The 18,057-nt window shown below is 69.2% G+C and carries 13 protein-coding genes; all 13 read left to right on the top strand.

What is annotated here, in order from left to right; genetic code table 11:
• Nucleotides 1-104 precede the first annotated feature (104 nt).
• The 13 genes from WDZ95_RS18885 to WDZ95_RS18825 all read left to right on the top strand — a co-directional run bounded on the left by WDZ95_RS18885 (nucleotide 105) and on the right by WDZ95_RS18825 (nucleotide 17,954).
• Nucleotides 105-2,486, top strand: coding sequence for a xanthine dehydrogenase family protein molybdopterin-binding subunit (locus WDZ95_RS18885; protein WP_425780730.1), 2,382 nt, complete (start codon nucleotides 105-107; stop codon nucleotides 2,484-2,486).
• An 11-nt stretch (nucleotides 2,487-2,497) separates the two neighbouring features.
• Nucleotides 2,498-3,289: an FAD binding domain-containing protein gene (locus WDZ95_RS18880; RefSeq protein WP_425780728.1), complete on the top strand. Its 792-nt coding sequence runs from the start codon at nucleotides 2,498-2,500 to the stop codon at nucleotides 3,287-3,289.
• Nucleotides 3,289-4,203: an AAA family ATPase gene (locus WDZ95_RS18875; protein ID WP_425780726.1), complete on the top strand. Its 915-nt coding sequence runs from the start codon at nucleotides 3,289-3,291 to the stop codon at nucleotides 4,201-4,203. Before WDZ95_RS18880 ends, WDZ95_RS18875 begins: the two co-directional genes overlap by 1 nt.
• A 34-nt stretch (nucleotides 4,204-4,237) precedes the next feature.
• Entirely contained in the window at nucleotides 4,238-5,413 is a 1,176-nt protein-coding gene (locus tag WDZ95_RS18870) for a vWA domain-containing protein (protein WP_425780724.1), read from the top strand.
• A gap of 31 nt (nucleotides 5,414-5,444) precedes the next feature.
• Entirely contained in the window at nucleotides 5,445-6,044 is a 600-nt protein-coding gene (locus WDZ95_RS18865) for a CoxG family protein (protein ID WP_425780722.1), read from the top strand.
• Between the two features lie 8 nt (nucleotides 6,045-6,052).
• Entirely contained in the window at nucleotides 6,053-7,087 is a 1,035-nt protein-coding gene (locus WDZ95_RS18860) for an XdhC family protein (protein ID WP_425780720.1), read from the top strand.
• A gap of 64 nt (nucleotides 7,088-7,151) precedes the next feature.
• Nucleotides 7,152-7,820, top strand: a complete 669-nt coding sequence (locus tag WDZ95_RS18855; protein WP_425780718.1) for a nucleotidyltransferase family protein — start codon at nucleotides 7,152-7,154, stop codon at nucleotides 7,818-7,820.
• A 23-nt stretch (nucleotides 7,821-7,843) separates the two neighbouring features.
• Entirely contained in the window at nucleotides 7,844-8,953 is a 1,110-nt protein-coding gene (locus WDZ95_RS18850) for a helix-turn-helix domain-containing protein (protein WP_425780716.1), read from the top strand.
• A gap of 92 nt (nucleotides 8,954-9,045) precedes the next feature.
• Nucleotides 9,046-9,534: a type III secretion system chaperone gene (locus tag WDZ95_RS18845; protein ID WP_425780714.1), complete on the top strand. Its 489-nt coding sequence runs from the start codon at nucleotides 9,046-9,048 to the stop codon at nucleotides 9,532-9,534.
• Between the two features lie 39 nt (nucleotides 9,535-9,573).
• The gene (locus WDZ95_RS18840; protein ID WP_425780712.1) at nucleotides 9,574-11,589 is read left to right on the top strand and encodes a hypothetical protein; all 2,016 of its coding nucleotides are present in this window, start codon (nucleotides 9,574-9,576) and stop codon (nucleotides 11,587-11,589) included.
• Nucleotides 11,590-11,598: 9 nt separating this feature from the next.
• Complete coding sequence (locus WDZ95_RS18835) at nucleotides 11,599-13,113, top strand: hypothetical protein (protein WP_425780710.1); 1,515 nt, start codon at nucleotides 11,599-11,601, stop codon at nucleotides 13,111-13,113.
• Between the two features lie 68 nt (nucleotides 13,114-13,181).
• The gene (locus WDZ95_RS18830; RefSeq protein ID WP_425780708.1) at nucleotides 13,182-13,649 is read left to right on the top strand and encodes a type III secretion system chaperone; all 468 of its coding nucleotides are present in this window, start codon (nucleotides 13,182-13,184) and stop codon (nucleotides 13,647-13,649) included.
• A gap of 54 nt (nucleotides 13,650-13,703) precedes the next feature.
• A complete protein-coding gene (locus tag WDZ95_RS18825) occupies nucleotides 13,704-17,954 on the top strand; it encodes a hypothetical protein (protein ID WP_425780706.1) in 4,251 nt (1,416 codons plus the stop codon).
• Nucleotides 17,955-18,057: the final 103 nt, after the last annotated feature.

Genomic DNA, 18,057 nt, shown 5'->3' with positions numbered 1-18,057 from the left:
ACCCCCGCCGCGCTTCGCGCGACCCCCTCAAGGGGGCGACACCAGCGGCCTGGCAAAGCCAGTTCCGCGGTGTCTCCCGATGAAAACCAATAGGAGACATTGCAATGGGTGCCATCGATTTCGCCAAGCTGCCCCACATCGGTGAGCCGCTGCGCCGCAAGGAGGACTACCGCTTCCTCACTGGCGCCGGCCAGTACACCGACGACATCCAGCTCGCCAACATGCGCCACGCGGTGTTCGTGCGCTCGCCGCACGCGCACGCCAACATCCGCTCGATCAACAAGGCCGCCGCGCTCGCCGCGCCCGGCGTGGTGGGCGTGTTCGACGGCGCCGACATCGCCGCCGACAAGATCGCCGGCCTGCCCTGCGGCTGGCTCATCACCGACACCAACGGCCAGCCCATGAAGGAGCCGCCGCACCCGGTGCTGGCCCAGGGCAAGGTGCGCTACGTGGGCGACCACGTGGCCATCGTCATCGCCGACACGGTCGAGAACGCGCGCAACGCGGCCGAACTCGTCGAGGTGGACTACGAGCCGCTGGCCGCCGTGGTCGATGTGCGCGACGCCATGAAGCCCGGCGCGCCCGCGCTGCACACCGAAGCGCCCGACAACCACTGCTACAAGTGGGCCATTGGCGACAAGGCCGCGGTGGACGCGACCTTCGCCAACGCCGCGCACATCACCAGGCTGGACCTCACCAACAACCGCCTTGCGCCCAACCCGATCGAGCCGCGCGCCTGCATCGGCAACTACAACCGCGCGAGCGACGAGTACACGCTCTACGTGGCCAACCAGAACCCGCACGTCGAGCGGCTGCTGATGACGGCCTTCGTGATGGGCCTGCCCGAGCACAAGGTGCGCGTGATCGCGCCCGACGTGGGCGGCGGCTTCGGCGCCAAGATCTACCTCTACGCCGAAGACGTGGCCGTGACCTGGGCCGCCAAGAAGCTCAACTGCGCGGTGAAGTGGACCTGCGAGCGCGGCGAGGCCTTCCTGTGCGACGCGCACGGCCGCGACCACGTGTCGCACGCCGAGCTCGCCATGGACAAGGACGGCAAGTTCCTGGGCCTGCGCGTGCACACCGACGCCAACCTCGGCGGCTACCTCTCGACCTTCTCCACCGCGGTGCCCACCATCCTGTACGCCACGCTGCTCGCGGGCCAGTACACCACGCCGCAGATCTACGTCGAGGTGGACGCCTGGTTCACCAACACCGCGCCGGTGGACGCCTACCGCGGCGCCGGTCGCCCCGAGGCCACCTACCTCATCGAGCGCATCGTGAGCCGCGCCGCCTGGGAGCTGGGTCTGAGCCAGGACGAGATCCGCCGCCGCAACTTCATCACCCAGTTCCCGTACCAGACGCCGGTGGCGCTGCAGTACGACACGGGCGATTTCCACGCCTGCCTGAACAAGGCCAACGAACTCGCCGACGTGGCCGGCTTCCCCGCACGCCGCGAGGCCAGCAAGGCCAAAGGCCTGCTGCGCGGTCTGGGCTACAGCAGCTACATCGAGGCCTGCGGCCTCGCGCCCTCGAACATCGCGGGCGCGCTCGGTGCGCGCGCCGGCCTGTTCGAGTGCGGCGAGGTGCGCGTGCACCCCACCGGCAGCGTCACCGTGTTCACCGGCTCGCACAGCCACGGCCAGGGCCACGAGACCACCTTCGCGCAAGTCGTGGCCTCGCGCCTCGGGCTCGACCCCTCGCAGGTCGACATCGTGCACGGCGACACCGGCCGCGTGCCCTTCGGCATGGGCACCTACGGCTCGCGCTCGATCAGCGTGGGTGGCGCGGCCATCATGCGCGCGCTCGACAAGATCGAGGCCAAGGCCAAGAAGATCGCCGCGCACCTGATGGAAGCGAGCGACGCCGACGTGGACTTCGCCAACGGCGAGTTCAGCGTCAAGGGCACCGACAAGAAGGTCACCTTCGGCCAGGTCGCGCTCACCGCCTACGTGCCGCACAACTACCCGCTCGACAAGCTCGAGCCGGGCCTGAACGAAACCGCGTTCTACGACCCCACCAACTTCACCTTCCCCGCAGGCACCTACATCTGCGAACTCGAGGTGGACCCGGCCACGGGCGTGGCGCGCGTGGACCGTTTCACCGCGGTGGACGACTTCGGCACCATCATCAATCCCATGATCGTGGAAGGCCAGGTGCACGGCGGCCTGGTGCAGGGCATCGGCCAGGCCATGCTCGAACACTGCGTGTACGACCGCGAGACCGGCCAGCTCGTCACCGGCTCGTTCATGGACTACACCATGCCGCGCGCCGACGACGTGCCCAGTTTCACCATCGGCCACGTGTGCACGCCCTGCACCACCAACCCGCTGGGCACCAAGGGCTGCGGCGAGGCCGGCGCCATCGGCTCGCCGCCCGCGGTCATCAACGCCCTGCTCGACGCCCTCGCGCCCCTGGGCGTGAAGGAGTTCGACATGCCCGCCACGCCCCACCGCGTGTGGCAGGCCATCCAGTCGGCGAAGCAGTAAGGAGACACACCATGTACGCCTTCACCCTCGAACAACCCAAGACCCTGGCCGATGCCAAGCGCATCGCCGCCTCCGGCGTGCAGGCGCTGGCCGGCGGCCAGACGCTGATCGCCTCGCTCAAGCAACGCCTGGCCCAGCCCGGCGCGCTGGTGGACCTCGGTGGCGTGGCCGAGCTGCGCGGCATCCGCCGCGAGGGCAACAGCCTGGTCATCGGCGCCATGACGCGCCACGAAGACGTGGCCATGAACGCCGACGTGAAAGCCGCCATCCCCGGCCTGGCCGCGCTGGCCGGCGGCATCGGCGACCGCCAGGTGCGCGCCATGGGCACGCTGGGCGGCTCGGTGGCCAACAACGACCCGGCCGCCTGCTACCCCAGCGCGGTGCTGGGCCTGGGCGCCACCGTCGTCACCGACCGGCGCGAGATCCAGGCCGACGATTTCTTCCAGGGTCTGTACGCCACCGCGCTCGACAGCGGCGAGCTGATCACCGCGATCCGCTTCCCGATCCCGAAGAAGGCGGCCTACGCCAAGTTCCGCCAGCCGGCCTCGCGCTTCGCGCTGGTGGGTGTGTTCGTGGCGCTCACCGACAGCGGCGCGCGCGTGGCGATCACGGGCGCGGGCAACGGCGTGTTCCGCCACGCCGGGCTCGAAGCGGCGTTGGGCAAGAGCTTCACGCCCGAGGCCGTGCAGGGTGTGGCGATCGACGCCGGTTCGCTCAACGCCGACCTGCACGCGAGCGCCGAGTACCGCGCCCAGCTGATCCGCGTGCAGACCCAGCGCGCGGTGGCCATGGCCAACGGCTGATGCCGCGCGACGGAGCCGCCTTGACCACCGAGCCGCACGACACCGACGCCCTGCTGGCCGCGCTGCGCGGCGTGGGCTACCACGCGCCGCGCTCGCTGGCCACGGCGGTCTTCCTGGCCATGAAGCTGCAGCGCCCGCTGTTGCTCGAAGGCGAGCCCGGCGTCGGCAAGACCGAGCTCGCCAAGGCCTTGTCGCGCGTGCTGCAGCGCCCGCTGCTGCGCCTGCAGTGCTACGACGGCATGGAGCAGCGCGAGGCGCTCTACGAGTGGAACCACACCGCGCAGCTGCTGCACATGCGGGCAGCGCAGAACACGGCCACCCCGGAACAGATCGAACGCGAGGTCTACCAGGAGCGCTACCTGATCCGCCGCCCGCTGCTGCAGGCGCTGCAAACGCCCGCGCCGGGCGCGGTGCTGCTGATCGACGAGGTGGACCGCGCCGACGAGCCCTTCGAGGCCTTTCTGCTCGAGTACCTGGGCGAATACCAGGTGAGCATTCCCGAGCTCGGCACCATCGCCGCCCTGGCGGCACCGCTGACCCTGCTCACGAGCAACCGCACGCGCGACCTCAACGACGCGGTGAAACGGCGCTGCCTGTACCAATGGCTCGACCACCCCGACCGCGAGCGCGAGCTCGCGATCGTGCGCGGCCAGGTGCCGCAGGCCGGCGAGCACCTGAGCGAGCAGATCGCGCGCTTCGTCGAGAAGCTGCGCGCGCAGCCCTTCGCCAACGCCTTCCAGCGCGCGCCGGGCATCGCCGAAAGCGTGGAATGGGCCAAGGCCCTGGTGGCGCTCGACACCCTCACCCTCGACCCCGAGGTGATCCAGGACACGGCGGGCATTCTGTTCAAGCAGCGCGAGGACGTGGCGGCGTTGCTGCCCATGATCGAGCAGCTGCTGGAACCGGAACTGTGAACCCGGGGCAGTGCGGCGCGGCGGAGGTGAGCGCATGAACCTCGGTGACGCCAGAAAGGGCAAGTTCCCCGACCAGATCACCGCCTTCGGCCGCGCCCTGCGCCGCGCCGGCGTGCCGGTGGACAGCGCGCGCATCGCCCACGCCATTGCCGCCACCGAACTCGTGGGCGTGCAGCGCCGCGACGACCTGCACGCCGCGCTCGGCGCGGTGCTGGTGAGCCGGCCGCAAGACCTCGAGGTCTTCGACGAGCTCTTTGCCGCCTTCTTCCGCAACCCCGAACTCGAAAAGCAGCTGCTCTCGCAGATGCTGCCCAAATCGCCCAACGCCAAAGCCCCTGCGCGCAAGGCCCGCTCGCAGGAAGCGCTGAGCGTGGCCGGCGCACTCGCGAAGCAGCGCCCGCCCGGCGAGACCGAGCTGCGCTTCGATGCCGCCATGACCGCGAGCGACCTGCAGCGCCTGCGCCACGCCGACTTCGCGGGCCTGTCGGCCAGCGAGTTCCGGCTCGTCGAGGGGCTCGCGCGCGACATCGCCCTGCCCCTGCCCACGGTGCGCAGCCGCCGCGACCGGCCCGGCGCGCGCGGCCACCGCATCCACTGGGGCCGCGCGCTGCAGCAGGCGCGGCGGCACGAGGGCGAGCTGCTGAACCCGCCGCGGCGCGTGCGCCGCCGCCAGCCGCTGCCGCTGCTGGTGCTGGTCGACATCTCGGGCTCGATGGAGCGTTATGCCCGGCTGCTGCTTGCCTTTCTGCACCAGGCCACGCGCGGCGCCCCACGCGCGGCCTTCGCCTTCGGCACCACCCTCAGCGACCTGCGCAGCGCCTGGCGCGAGCCCGATGCCGACACCATGCTCGCCCAGTGCAACGCCGCCATCGCCGATTTCGCGGGCGGCACGCGGCTGGGCGCCTCGCTTGCCCGGCTGCGCGAGCAGCACGCGCGCTGCCTGGTGGGCCGGCGCACCGTGGTGCTGCTGATCACCGACGGCCTGGACACCGGCGAGCCCGATGCGCTCGACGCCGAGCTGCAATGGCTCAAGCGGCACAGCCGCCAGCTGCTGTGGCTCAACCCGCTGCTGCGCTTCGACGGCTACCAGCCGCTGGCGCGCGGCGCCAGCGTGCTGCACCGGCACGCGCACGGCATGCTGGCCGTGCACAACCTCGAACGCCTGGAGCAGCTCGCCGGCGCCCTCGCCGCGCTGCTGCACACCCGCTGAACCCGCTTCATCGAACCCGGAGAATCCCCCCATGGACATGCAAGGCAACCGCCTCCTCCCCGTGACCCAGCAACAGGCCTGGGACGCGCTCAACGACCCGGCTATCCTCAAGGCCTGCGTGCCCGGCTGCGACAAGTTCGAGCCCCAGGGCGGCGACGCCTACGCCGTGGGCGCGGGCATCAAGGTGGGCCCGGTCTCGGCCAAATTCACCGGCCGGGTGCAACTCACCGACATCGTGGCCCCGCAAAGCTACAAGCTCAGCTTCGAGGCGCAGGGCGGCGTGGCCGGCTTCGGCAAGGGCGAATCGTCGGTGGCGCTCGCGCCCGCGCCGGGCGGCTGCGAGCTGAGCTACACCGTCAAGTCCACCGTGGGCGGCAAAATCGCCCAGCTCGGCCAACGCCTCATCGACGGTGCGGCCAAATCCATGGCCGACGACTTCTTCCGCCGCTTCGAGGAAGAATTGCTGCGACGCCACCCCGAAGCCGCGGCGGCGGCCAGCGCCGCGGCACCGGTGCCGGCCGCCGCCGCGGGCCCGTCGGGCCCCTGGCCCGTGTGGGCCTGGTGCGCGCTGGCCTTCGGGGGCGCCTTCGTCATCGCCGCCGCCTTTTTCTTCACCGCCGCCTGGCGGTGACACCGACCATGGAAAACCTCGATCTTTTCGTGCTTCGCACCCTGCTGGACTGGCGGCGCGCAGGCAAGGCCACGCTGCTGGCCACCGTCATGCGGACCTGGGGCAGCTCGCCGCGCCCGGTGGGCTCCATCATGGCCCTGTGCGAGGGCGGTGCGGTGGTGGGCTCGGTCTCGGGCGGCTGCATCGAGGACGACCTGATCCACCGCTACCGCGACGCCCTGCAGGACGGCCCGCCGCGCAAGGTGAAGTACGGCGTGAGCGCCGACGAGGCCCACCGCTTCGGCCTGCCCTGCGGCGGCACGCTGGAACTGCTGCTCGAGTTCAACCCCGACGCGGCCACGCTCGACGACCTGGTGGCGCGCCTGAGCGCGGGCCGCATGGCCCAGCGCAGCACCGAGATCGCCACCGGCCGCGTGGTACTCACCGAGATCGAGCAGCCCGAGGCGCTGCGCGAGCACGAGGGCTGGCTGCACAACGCGTTCGGCCCCGAGTACCGGCTGCTCATGATCGGCGCCGGCCAGCTCACCGAGTACCTGGCCACCATGGCGCTGTTCAGCGGCTTCTCGGTGACGGTGTGCGATCCGCGCGAGGAGTACCGCGGCGCCTGGCAGGTGCCGGGGGTGACGCTCTCGCACGAGATGCCCGACGACCTGGTGCGCGGCTTCCGCGCCGACCGGCGCACCGCCATCGTCGCCCTCACCCACGACCCCAAGCTCGACGACCTGGCGCTGCTCGAAGCGCTGGAGACCGAGGCCTTCTACATCGGCGCCATCGGCTCGCGCCGCAACCAGGCGCTGCGCCACGCGCGGCTCATCGAGCACTTCGACCAGACCGAAGAGAGCCTGGCGCGCCTGCGCGGGCCCATCGGCATCTACATCGGCAGCAAGACGCCGGCCGAGATCGCGGTGAGCGTGATGGCCGAACTGCTGGCCGTGAAGAACGGCGTGCCGCTGCCGCGCGACCTGGCGGTGGGCGAGGCCAAGGACCGGCTCGAGATCGACCCCAACGAGCCCGTGGCCTGCTTCGTGCGCGAAACCGACTGAACCCGCGCCGGGCACGCTTCGTGCAGGATACGGGGGTGCTGTTCCAAACCGAGACACCTGCCGCATGACCACCACCGCGCTGATACTGGCCGCCGGTGCGGGCCAGCGCCTGGGGAGCATTCCCAAATGCCTGGTGCGCCTCGGCGGCCGCACGCTGCTGCAGCGACTGCTCGAATCGCTGCAGGCGCTGCCCGCGGTGACCACCGTGCTGGTGGTCGGCGGCCCGCACGGCGCGGCCATCCTGCGCCACCTCAATACCCTGCCGCGCGCGCTCTGGCCCCTGGTGGTGCGAAACCCCCAGCCCGGTGACGACCCGTCCGACTCCCTGCACACCGGCCTGCGCCACCTCACCGCCATGCCCGACCGGCTCCTGGTGCTGCTGGCCGACCTGCCCCTGCTCGATGCGTCCGCGCTGCAAGCCGCGCTCGATGCCTTCGAGCGGCGCGAGCGCGGCCTGCATGCCCTGGTGCCCACGGTGAACGGCCAGCCCGGCCACCCGGTGGTGCTCGACGAGATCGCCTGCGCCACGCTGCGCGGCCGCGGCCACGGCGGCCTGCGCGCCTGGCGCCGCGATCAGCCGGACGCGGTGGCCGCCTGGCCCACCGACGACCCGCGGCATGTGCGCGACCTCGACACGCCCGACGACCTCGAGCGGCTGGCGCAAGACACCGGCCTGCCCGTCAGCCTGCCCAGCGCCGAGGCCCCGCCCCCCAGCGGCGCGGTCATCGGTTGATCCTCCCCGAACGGACTGCTCCAATGGCCTCCATGCCGCTCAGCCCCCCCTCTCCCGCCCACGACCGCCTGGCCCTGATCGAACAGGCCCGCCGCGCCGTGCTCGACGGCCGCAACCCCGAGGCCGGTCCGCGCCTGGCGCCCTGGGTGGCGCGCTCGTGGCGGCGCTGCCTGCAGCAGGGCCTGGACCCTCGGCACAGCGTGAACTTCGACCCGGTGAGCGCGGCCCAGGTGCGCCGCGCCATGGAAGCCAGCCAGCCGCTGCTGCAGGCCGCCACGCCGGTGATCCGCTCGCTCTCGCGCGCCATGGCCCACACGCGCTACTTCGCCATCCTCACCGACGCGCAAGGCGTGGTGATCGACGTCAATGGCCCGGTGGACCTGCACGAGCCCAGCGTCAGCCGCATCGCCCGGCTCGGCGTGGACCTGTCCGAGCGCGCGGTGGGCACGACCGCCATCGGCATGGCGCTGACCGACCTGCAGCCCGTGTGGCTGCACCGCGGCGAGCACTTCTTCGACGCCACCAGCATCTACAGCTGCGCGGGCGCGCCCATCTGGGACCCGGACGGCCGCTGCGTGGGCATGCTCGACCTCACGGGCGTGAACGTGACCGAGCAGCCCGCGCTCAAGCACCTGGTGTCGCAGTCGGCGCGCAGCATCGAGAACGCGCTGGCCCTGGCGCGGCCGCACCACCTGCTGCTGCGCATGAACTGGCCCGGCCGCGTGCTCGGCGACGACAGCGACGGCCTGGTCTGCCTCGACGCCGACGGCGCCATCACCGGCCTCAACCGCCCCGCGGCCGACATGCTGTGCGTGCCCACGGGCCAGGAGGCCGGCCACGCCAGCCTGTACTTCGCGGCCCCGGTCGAGAGCCTGTTCGACGCCGCCACCGCCCACCTGGGCGCGCAGGAGGTGCCGCTGTGGTCGGGCCTGCGCCTGCAGGTGCTGGCCCAGCCCGAACGCCGCGCCGCGCGCAGCGCGCCCGCGCCCCAGGGCGTGCCGCTCAAGGACTTCGAGACCTCGATGATCCGCAAGGCGGTGGACGACGCGCGAGGCAACGTGATGGAAGCCGCGCGCGCGCTCGGCATCAGCCGCGCCACCATTTACCGCAAGCTGGGCGCCAAGCGGCGCTGAGGCCGGTCTTTTGACCGAGTCGTGAGGGCTTAAGCCCGGATCGGGGTGGGGCCTGGTGGCACCCACACGCATTCCACCGCCCGGAGTGCCCCATGCCCCTGCTCAGCCCCCATGACATCGACGTCGCGCTCGATCAGGCGGCCCAGGCGGTGCCCGAACTGGGCCTGGTGACGCGGCTGGATTCGAGCGCCTGGGTGCTGGCGCTGGCCAGTGGCCACGAACTGCTGGCCGAATGGGCCGACGAGCCGCCGCGATTGGTGCTCACCGCCCCCCTGGGCCAACCCGAGCCCGAGCACGAACTGGCGGCCTGCCGGGCCGCCCTGCTGCACAACGCCCAGTGGCCCGAGCACGGCCCGCTGCGCGTGGGCCGCGACGACGAGGGCGAGTGGCTCTTGATGACCGATCTGCCGGCCTCGGCGCTGCTGGGGCCCGAGCTGCCCGATCAACTGCTTCGCTTTGGCGCGGAGCAGGCGCTGTGGACGCTGGCGCTGCAGCGCATCGGGCAGGCGGCGAGCCCGGACACCGCCTCGACCCCAACGGCAGCGCCGCCCATGGGGTCGGCCTCGGCGCTGCGCGCCTGAGCCCGCGCCGCCATCGATCCAACGCACCCTGCACGCGCCATGTTCAAGAACACCCTCCCCTCCCTCCGCAAAGGCCCTTCGCTGCCCCGAAGCCAGGTCAGCGACAAGACCAGCCCGAACATCAAGGCCATGGCCGAGCCTGCGGCCGCCGCCCGGCACACCGAGGCGCGCCCGGCCCCAACGCTGTTCCAGCGCTTGCGGGCCCGCTGGCGCGCCCGCATGGAGGAGCCGGCGAAAGGCCCGGTTTACCTGGCGATTACAAGCCTCGCGCGGGAGGCCAAAGCCCGTATCCCAGCGAACGACATCCTCCCGCACCGCGCCGCCGACCAACTGACCCAGTGGCTCCACAACGCCCCGGATGCCAAGCTCCATCCGAAGGACGTGGGGAGGCTCATGCAAGCGGTCAACCGCGCGCTGGCGACCCTGGAATCGGATGCCGCCCAAACGGCCTGCAAGTGGGCCGAGCAAGCCCGCAGCGCGCTCGAACAGGTCGTGCTGACCCCGCCGCAAGCCCTCGCAGTCGCCGCGCTGGGCAAGCGCGACGACACGCCTGAGCTGCAGGCGTTCAGGCAGGCCCATGCAGCGCTGAAAAGCAGTCTCGATCGCGAACCGCTTGTGGTCACGGACAAAGCCGGCCGCCGGGAAGAACGCCGCCAGGAAAGACTCCACACCTACCGGGTGAACCGCTACTTCGACGCCATCGGCGAAAGACGCCTCTTCCAGGCGGCGACCACGCCCGAGGAAAAGACCCGCTTGTTCGCAGAGCAGCGGCGGGCCACCCGGCATCCGCACCGCAACAACGAGTTCCGGGATGCGGGCATCGCCTTGCACGGAGAGATGCTGGAGAAGCCCATGGTGGCTCTCAACAACCTGCGCTCACTCGCCCAGCAGTTCGACAAGGCCGTCGCCACGGGCAACCCCCAGCTGCTGGAAGGGGCTTCAGCAGCGCTGATCGACGCGCACAAGACCGCCATCGACAAGCTGACCGAACACGCCAGAACATGGATGTGCACGCATGAGCTGTCCATGAGTTTGCTGCCCAGCGAACGGCGGGTGCTTCGCGAGTACGGCCAGAGCATCCTCAAAGGCCTGATTCCCTACCTCACCTCACCCGACACCCACATCGGCATTCGCTACCGCTTGGCGAACATGGCCTGCAGTGGCAACTCGAAACTGCAGGAAGCAGCCATGAACCTGCTGCCCAAAGCCCGGGACCTCAAACTCGGCAAAAAGTCGGCACCACGCCGTGTCGAGACAAGCGAAACGTCCAGCGAAGAGACGAGCGTGGAGGCGAGCGAGTCCGAGGGCAGCGGTTCGGTGGACCAGGCCAGGATCGATCCCGAGTCGTTCGAGGTGAGACCGCTGGCCCACGACGAAAGCCCTGCCGAAGTGCAGCCCGACGATTCCGATACCCGCATCGATCGGAGCGACGACCCATCGCCACAGGTGCCTGCGCCCAGCCTGCCGCCCATCGTTTTCAAAGTTCGCCCCACACTGGCGCAAGTGCAGCAACGCATCGCCGAAGCCAAGATCCAGGCGCTGGAGGCACATCTGGAGACACTTCAAGCCTCGCAGAACCCCGGCGATGCGCCCGGCAAATCCGAGGCCAAGCGCACCCGCACTTTCGGCGGGCCGTTGTCACGCCAGGCAGACAAGGCCAATGCCGGCAGAGACCCGGTCCACGAGGCGCAATCGCTTCCGGTGCAGCAGGTGCTGGACAGGTTGAAGCTGGCTTTGGCACGGTCACGTGCGCAACCGGCCCAAGACGAGGAGCCAGCCACCGTGGCGTCGATCTTGGCCGAGTACCGAAACGCTGAGCGTTCGGCCATGGAAGACCTCCAGAGGACGGGCGAGATCTGGTCCAACACGCTGCAGGGCGATGACCTTCCACAAGACAAGCTTGTCGAAGCGCGCCGGGCCGAATCGATCGCTTTGTCCAAGGCGCGCATCCACGCCGCCCTCAGGAAGCTTTGGCAAGAAGCGCAAATGCAATACAGGCAACCCACCTCAGACCTGAAGCCGATGCCCCCCAGCGAACCATCCCCCAGGCACTGAAGCGCCCCCATGCCCGCGCACAACACCCTCTCACGCCCTTTCCCTACGAGCCTGGTTCCGCAGCTGCTCACCTGGAGCCATTCCGACAAGAACCACGGCAAGATCTTCGACGTTCGGGTCCGCGGCCAGCGGGCCGAGCTGAAGCTGCGCAAGGTCGGTCTGGGCGACTTCATGGCGCGGCGCTTGAGCAAGACCTTTCACCGCGCCTACACGCAGCGCAACCACGTGCTGGCCCAGCGGATCAAGGCCGACATCGAAAGCGATTACGGCTTGGTATCGCCCGAGCATGCAGCGAACCCGGCCATACAGGACGCCTACACCGCACTCGTGCAGGAGCTGGACCCCTACATTTCAAAGACCAGGGCGCGCCACTTCAAGCTGGAAGCAGTGGCCGCACTGCTGCAGCGGCTCGATGCCCTGGTGCGCCGGGCCCGCCTGGAGCAACAACTGGCCGCCACACAGGCCCGGCGTGAACGGATGTCCGGCGAGCCGCCCCAGCGGGCCGCCATGGCGCATCAGGCACGGTCCTTGTTCTGGGCCCCGCCGCCCGACTTGCTCTGCCTGGAGGCGCCTGCAGCACCAGTGCCCAAAGTGGACTTGTTGACCCTGCAGATAAACCGCCATTTCCCCTCGGCCCCCGGCCAGAGCCGGCACCTGGCCCGGCTCGATGACCCCGCCGATCAGCAAGCCAACGAAAAGGCCAGGGCCGAGCAGCAGGAATCCGAGCACGCCGCCCGGGTGGCGGCCGCGTCGGCCGTTCACGCCCTGCAGGAAGGCGATCCTGCGTGTGCGCGGCTGCTCGGCGTACTGCAGCGCATGGGTGAACTGGTGGGGCATCTCAATGCCCAGGCGGACCAGGCCGTTCATGCGCCCCGGGCGCCGGTTGGCAGCGCGCATCGCCAGGGCCATCTGCAACGGCAGCAAGAGAAAGCCATGCGCCGTTTGCTCGGCGTGATGGGCCAGTGGAACGACGTGTCCTTCCTGGGCCCGAGGTACCGGCACATCACCACCGCACAAAGCCCCTGGGGACTGGCCGTTGACCGCGGACGGGCCGTGGCCACGACCCTGTCGGTCGAGGCCGCGATCGGGCTGCAGCAATTGAAGATGGCGCAGGCGGAAATGTTTCATCGTGCGGCGTTGTGCGAGCCGACGCGACGCCCTGGTGAACCGCGCCTGGCGTTCGGGCGTCGAATGGGCCAGGCGCACAAGGCGTTCGTGCTGTGCTGTGCCGAGCTGATGCGGACCACCGAACGCTGCCTCGGCACGTTCTTGTCCATCGCCGAAGGCCTCTCCGCCGCCGCCCAGGCCGCGGACCTGCACCCGCAAGACCGCCTGGTGCTCACCCGCCTGGCCGAGGGGTTTCTGGTGTTGGCCGATGGCGTCATGCAGGAAGACCTGCCCTATGCCCAGGCCTATGGGTTGGCCAGGCAGGGGAACGCTCAGGTGGCCAAAGCATTGCGGTCGGCCGCTGCAATAAGCCCCGTCCGTTTGGCCAAGCATCACAACCCGTTGACCGAGCCATGAAGGGTTAAGCCCGGATCGGCAACAGCCAGCGCGACACCCATGCGCATCCCACCCGCTGGAGTGCGCCCATGCCCACGCTGACTGCCCACGACATCGACGTTGCGCTCAACGATGCCGTTCAAACCGTGCCCGAACTGGGTTCGGTGACGCGGCTTGACGACGCCGGCTGGTTGCTGGAACTGGCCAGCGGCGAAGAGCTGCTGGCCGAATGGACCAGCGATCCGCCGCGCTTGGTGCTCACGGCATCGCTGGGCCAGCCAGATGCCGCGCACGAGTTGTTCGTCTACAAGACGGCACTCGCCTACAACGCGCACTGGCAACGGAACGGTTCGCTGCGCGTGGCGCGCGATCCTGCCGCCGGTGATCTGTCGCTGCTGGCCGATCTGCCAGCGTCCGAACTGCAAACGACGTCACTGCCCACCTGCCTGCTGCGTTTTGAGGCTGCACGGGCGCTCTGGCTGCTGGCCGTTCACCACATGGAAGCCATGGACGCCTCGCCAGCGGGCGCCCTTCGCTCGCACGCAGCCCTGGTTTGATCGCGCCCCAGCTTGCGCCCGTCCCTTCTCTCCGTTCCGCCGCCGAGGTTTCACATGCCCGTTTTTTCGCGCTCGCAAAAAGCCCCCCGCTTCTCGCTGACAGCAGACACCCCGATTTCCGGGCCGCCTTCCAAGCCGAGAGCTCCCCTCGTTGAAATCGCCCCGCGAGCGCCGGAATCGAAGGCCTTTAGCCACATCAACAAATTCCTCGGACTGTTCGGCAAGAAGATCCGCCGCCAACCCAGCCTGAGAGAACGCCGGCAAGCCACGGCCAACGCGGTCATGGCCGATCAGCAGGCGGGACTGACTCGGCAGCCTGATGAGATCAAGCAGGCGTATGCCGGTCTTGTGGCGCTGATGGCGAAGGAAAAGCTGTCCGCGCAAGACTGGCAGCAGATCCGCGCGGACAAAACCCTTTTGGCCAAGGCCCATCTGACCGACAAGTTCCGGCAGGCGGACGATGCGCTCGGCGCGGTCAACGAGGCGTTCCAGGGCCTTCACCACATGGCCGCGGCAGACAACCCGTCGACCGATCTCGACGATGATTTCGGCCTGCCGCAACCGCCAGAGACCCTGGGCGGCTTCATGGATGCGAGCCACCTGGTGAGGGCAAACTGGGTACACAGCATCCAGCAGGCCGGTGAGACGCTCCGGCGCGATGAAACGGAAAGCGTGCACGACTTTCGCCAGCGCCAGAAAGCCCAAAAGGGGGAACGGCGATTCCTCAAGAACGCGGGCACCTTGCCTTGGAACAAATTGGCATGGTCGCCGCGAAACGCCCACGCCTCCAGCCTCAAGCGCGGGCTGCTGAGCAAACCCGACGCTGCGCACATCGGTGCACAAGGTCTCATGGCGCTGATGGACGAGCCCCGGGCGATCATCGAAGAACTCGACGGCGCTTGGGCAACCATGCTCTCCACCGCGCAAGACATGCCGGCGAAGTCCGGCCCCAAAGACTTCGATCGCGTCAAGGACAGCTGCGCCGAGGCGGCCGCCACATTCGAGAAAGCTGTGCGTCGGCTTCGCGACATGGGCAGCGTTCTGACACACGACACCTGGGCCACCGAAAAGCTGTCTTTGGGCCGGATGGAAGGCCTGCACCGCTTCGGCCTGGCCTTGCTCGGGCTGTCGAAACAACTCGCAGCGCCCGATGGGGTGAACGTGCAGAGCTATTTGTTCGCACGCCGGGCAGCCAGCGGCGATCAAGACGCCATCGAGCAACTGCGCAACCTCAGGGTCATCGATCTCGAGCTCGATTTTTCATCGGTCAGCAGCGAAGACGACGAAGCGCAGGACACGGATCTGGAATCGAGCCAATCCAGCCGTGCAGAGATCGCCCACGACGAACTGCCGGCCATCGACCGCATCGAGAACAGCAGCGAGGCATCGGATTCCGGCAACTGGGTTGCAACGATCAGCCCCCCCTTGCGGCGCCCCAGCTCGGACACGCTGGCCGAAGTGTTCGCCGATCGCTTGGCCGAAAGCACGAAGGCGCTGTACCCGGCGCGCGAATGGAGCGAACCTGCGAGGCGCAACCGCCCGCTGAACCCATCGCCATCACGCCGGGTGGAGATCGATGTGCAGGCGGTGGCCCGCCAGGAAGCGCAAAGGGCACTTCAAATCAGAGCCGAGCTTCGCCACGCCGAGGTCATGGCCGATGTGCTCGAGACCACGCTCAAAGAACTTCGGGGTCAGCAGGGATCGGAAGTCGACAACGTCAACGTGGGCGCCAAGCTGCTCCCGGTCATACCGCTGCGCGTGCAAGGCAAGCGGATCAAAAAAGCCGAGGCCCGCTATCAGGCCTTTCAAGCGAAGGTGAAGCGAATCAGCGAGGCGCTCGAGACTGCCCGGGCACAACAGGCCCAGCTGTCGGCCAGTCTTTCGGCAATCGGTGACCTTGCCGACCCGGATGGAAGCGAAAGCGTGCTCAAGGCCGCCGCCGTCGCGGCAGCGCATGCCCAGGAAGCCGCGAAAGACGAGGCAGAGAGAGCCGCTGCAACGGCTCGCACGGCCAAGCTCGACGCGCAGGGTGATGCGTCGAAGGCCAGCGCAGCCGCTGAAGCCGAAGCGATCACACAGGTCATGGCCAAGGTCTACGTCCGCCTCGTGGAAGCGCACCGTGAAGCCGAAGGGGCCTACCACCGGTTCCTTCGAGATCAGCCATCGGCCCAACACCCTGCGCCGATCGACCAGGATCCCGCCGCCGTGCCGACGGTGGGTGATGGCGCCCCGAATCGCGCCTACGCGCCCCGCCGCCTCGCGCGGCAGCAGCGGGCACAGGAACGTCGGTCTTCCGGGCCCGAGGCACCCAGCAGGTCACCGCTGGATGCAGACGACGTCAAGACATTGCTGACCGACCTCCAGAGCGATCTGGAGCGGCTGGGAACGTCGCCGACCGCACTGGCTGCCGTCTACGACAGCCCGTTCTCTCCGAGGCCGGATGCGCTCGACGCATTGGTGCAGGACTCGTTCGAGGCCAGCCAGGCGGCAGAGCACCGGTACGCACTTCGCCATACCGAGGCAACGCTGGTGGCGCTCGACAAAGTGATGGCCGAGTTGCAGCGTACGAACTCGCTCAATGGACGCCGGCTGACGCCTGAAGAGGCCAAAGCGCAGCTCGAGCGCATCGAGGCGGACAGGCAAAGTGCCTTGGCCCTCGAGAGCGACCAAATGGCGCGTGAGGCGGCCATGGCCAAACCGCCCCGGACGGACACGCAGGCGGCGCTGAGGGCCGACCTGGCGGCGGCCGCGCGCGCGCTGGCCCAGGCGAAGGCAGACGCCGAAGCGGCCGCTCAAGACGCGCAAAGGGCGCAGGCGCTGGCGGCCCAGAGCGCTGGCGATCGCCACTTGGCCATCGCGTTCGAGGTCTCGGCCCAGGTGAAGGCACACATCTGCGCAGGCATGGCGGATTTGCACCGCCGGGCCGAGCAGGCCCTGCGCGAGGTGCCGCCCTCGCCCACTGCACGGCTGGACGATCTGGCGCAGGCGATCCGCGACGATGGGCAACGGCACCGAGAGAAGATCACCCAGCGTTCGAAAACCCAGCAGCCGCGTGCGATGCGATCCCGGTCCGAGCCGCTGCAGCCCGCCACCGAGAAACTCGTTCAGCCCGCACAGGCGCTGCTGGTGCTCCCCGAGCTCGATGAAGCGGCCGTGCTGCCTCAGGCGGACCAGGCGCTTGCCGACGCCGAGCAGGTGCTGGCGCAGGCGCGGTCGACGCGCGATGAACTGGCGCTGCTGAGGGAAGTGAGGTCCGCGTCTTCGAAACTGATCGAGGCCACGGCCTTGGCGTGGGCGACGGAACATCAGGAAACCAGCGTCCCGCTGCGCAACCGGGCGAATGAAGCCACGGCGCTCTTCGACAAGACCCGGCAAGCACTGTCGGAACAGGAATACGCCGTGCGCAACGCCGAGGCGGCCTTGAAAGAGGTCCGCAAGACGTTCGGCGCCGACATGCCCGATGCGACGCGTGCAACGCCCATCACCATGGCCCTGGTCGACGCCGAGGTCGAAGCGGCGGTGCAGGAACTTGACGCGCTCCGTGTGGCTTTGGGCCAGGCCAAGAACCAGCTCGAAGCGGCCCGGCTCTATGACAAGACGCTGGTGCGTCCGAGCGCCTCGACCCGCCAGGCCTCACTCAAGGCGGTCAGGGCCGCCGAGCAGGACGTCCAGGCACACGAGCTGCTCGTGGACTGGGCGCTCAACCGCTTGAACATGGCCCAGGCGGCTCAGAAAGAGGCGCTGGTGCGCTCAGAACCCGAGGCATTGCGCACCGAAACGAATGTCGACCGCACGCCGTGGGTCGCACCCCAGATGCCGGCACCCCAAGTCGCCCGTTCGCTCACGGAGCGACTGGCGCAAGCCATGGAGCAGGAGGTCGATGCCCAGGCCCGCATCGACCAACTGCCATCGAACCGGTTCGCGCGTCTTGTTTTCGGCAAGCAGGAGGAATACCGCTTGGCCGTGGAGAAACTGAAGATTGCAAGGGGCGTGGTTCAAGGCCTGCAGAGCACACTGGCGGAGCAGTCCGTGGCCGAGCGCCGCAATCCCGCCTTGACGGCACCGTCGAGCCTGGTTCCCCAACTCGAGGCCGACCTGAATGCCGCACAAAGGGCCGTGATCGAGGCGCGAAACCAGGTCAAGGAGGCCAGCGCAAAACAGTTCGATGCCCTCAAAGAGGGCCGCGAGGCGGAGGTCAAGCACGCGATCACCGAGGAAAACACCGCGCGGGCGCGCTTGAACGCGCATGAGGCCCAGGTCCGGGCGCTCAGCGAACAGTTGCGGCGGGCACAGGCGGCCCAGTGAGCCGGCGAGGCCACCCGCCATGACCTCTGCCTCAAGGGGAATATCCTGCAGGGCCGGCGCGCCCGGCACATGGCCTCAGCGCGCGTTCACCCCGGAGTCAAAC

It is taken from the genome of Hydrogenophaga sp. T2 (assembly GCF_049843535.1).
GTDB lineage: Bacteria > Pseudomonadota > Gammaproteobacteria > Burkholderiales > Burkholderiaceae_C > Hydrogenophaga > Hydrogenophaga crocea.
The sequence above is the reverse complement of the archived record's forward strand: the minus strand, read 5'-3'. Positions and strand labels throughout refer to the sequence as shown.

Bases quoted from the DNA above. Each gene is read 5' to 3' on its own strand.
- WDZ95_RS18885 (WP_425780730.1), top strand. From the start codon at position 105: ATGGGTGCCATCGATTTCGCCAAGCTGCCCCACATCGGTGAGCCGCTG.
- WDZ95_RS18880 (WP_425780728.1), top strand. From the start codon at position 2,498: ATGTACGCCTTCACCCTCGAACAACCCAAGACCCTGGCCGATGCCAAG.
- WDZ95_RS18875 (WP_425780726.1), top strand. From the start codon at position 3,289: ATGCCGCGCGACGGAGCCGCCTTGACCACCGAGCCGCACGACACCGAC.
- WDZ95_RS18870 (WP_425780724.1), top strand. From the start codon at position 4,238: ATGAACCTCGGTGACGCCAGAAAGGGCAAGTTCCCCGACCAGATCACC.
- WDZ95_RS18865 (WP_425780722.1), top strand. From the start codon at position 5,445: ATGGACATGCAAGGCAACCGCCTCCTCCCCGTGACCCAGCAACAGGCC.
- WDZ95_RS18860 (WP_425780720.1), top strand. From the start codon at position 6,053: ATGGAAAACCTCGATCTTTTCGTGCTTCGCACCCTGCTGGACTGGCGG.
- WDZ95_RS18855 (WP_425780718.1), top strand. From the start codon at position 7,152: ATGACCACCACCGCGCTGATACTGGCCGCCGGTGCGGGCCAGCGCCTG.
- WDZ95_RS18850 (WP_425780716.1), top strand. From the start codon at position 7,844: ATGGCCTCCATGCCGCTCAGCCCCCCCTCTCCCGCCCACGACCGCCTG.
- WDZ95_RS18845 (WP_425780714.1), top strand. From the start codon at position 9,046: ATGCCCCTGCTCAGCCCCCATGACATCGACGTCGCGCTCGATCAGGCG.
- WDZ95_RS18840 (WP_425780712.1), top strand. From the start codon at position 9,574: ATGTTCAAGAACACCCTCCCCTCCCTCCGCAAAGGCCCTTCGCTGCCC.
- WDZ95_RS18835 (WP_425780710.1), top strand. From the start codon at position 11,599: ATGCCCGCGCACAACACCCTCTCACGCCCTTTCCCTACGAGCCTGGTT.
- WDZ95_RS18830 (WP_425780708.1), top strand. From the start codon at position 13,182: ATGCCCACGCTGACTGCCCACGACATCGACGTTGCGCTCAACGATGCC.
- WDZ95_RS18825 (WP_425780706.1), top strand. From the start codon at position 13,704: ATGCCCGTTTTTTCGCGCTCGCAAAAAGCCCCCCGCTTCTCGCTGACA.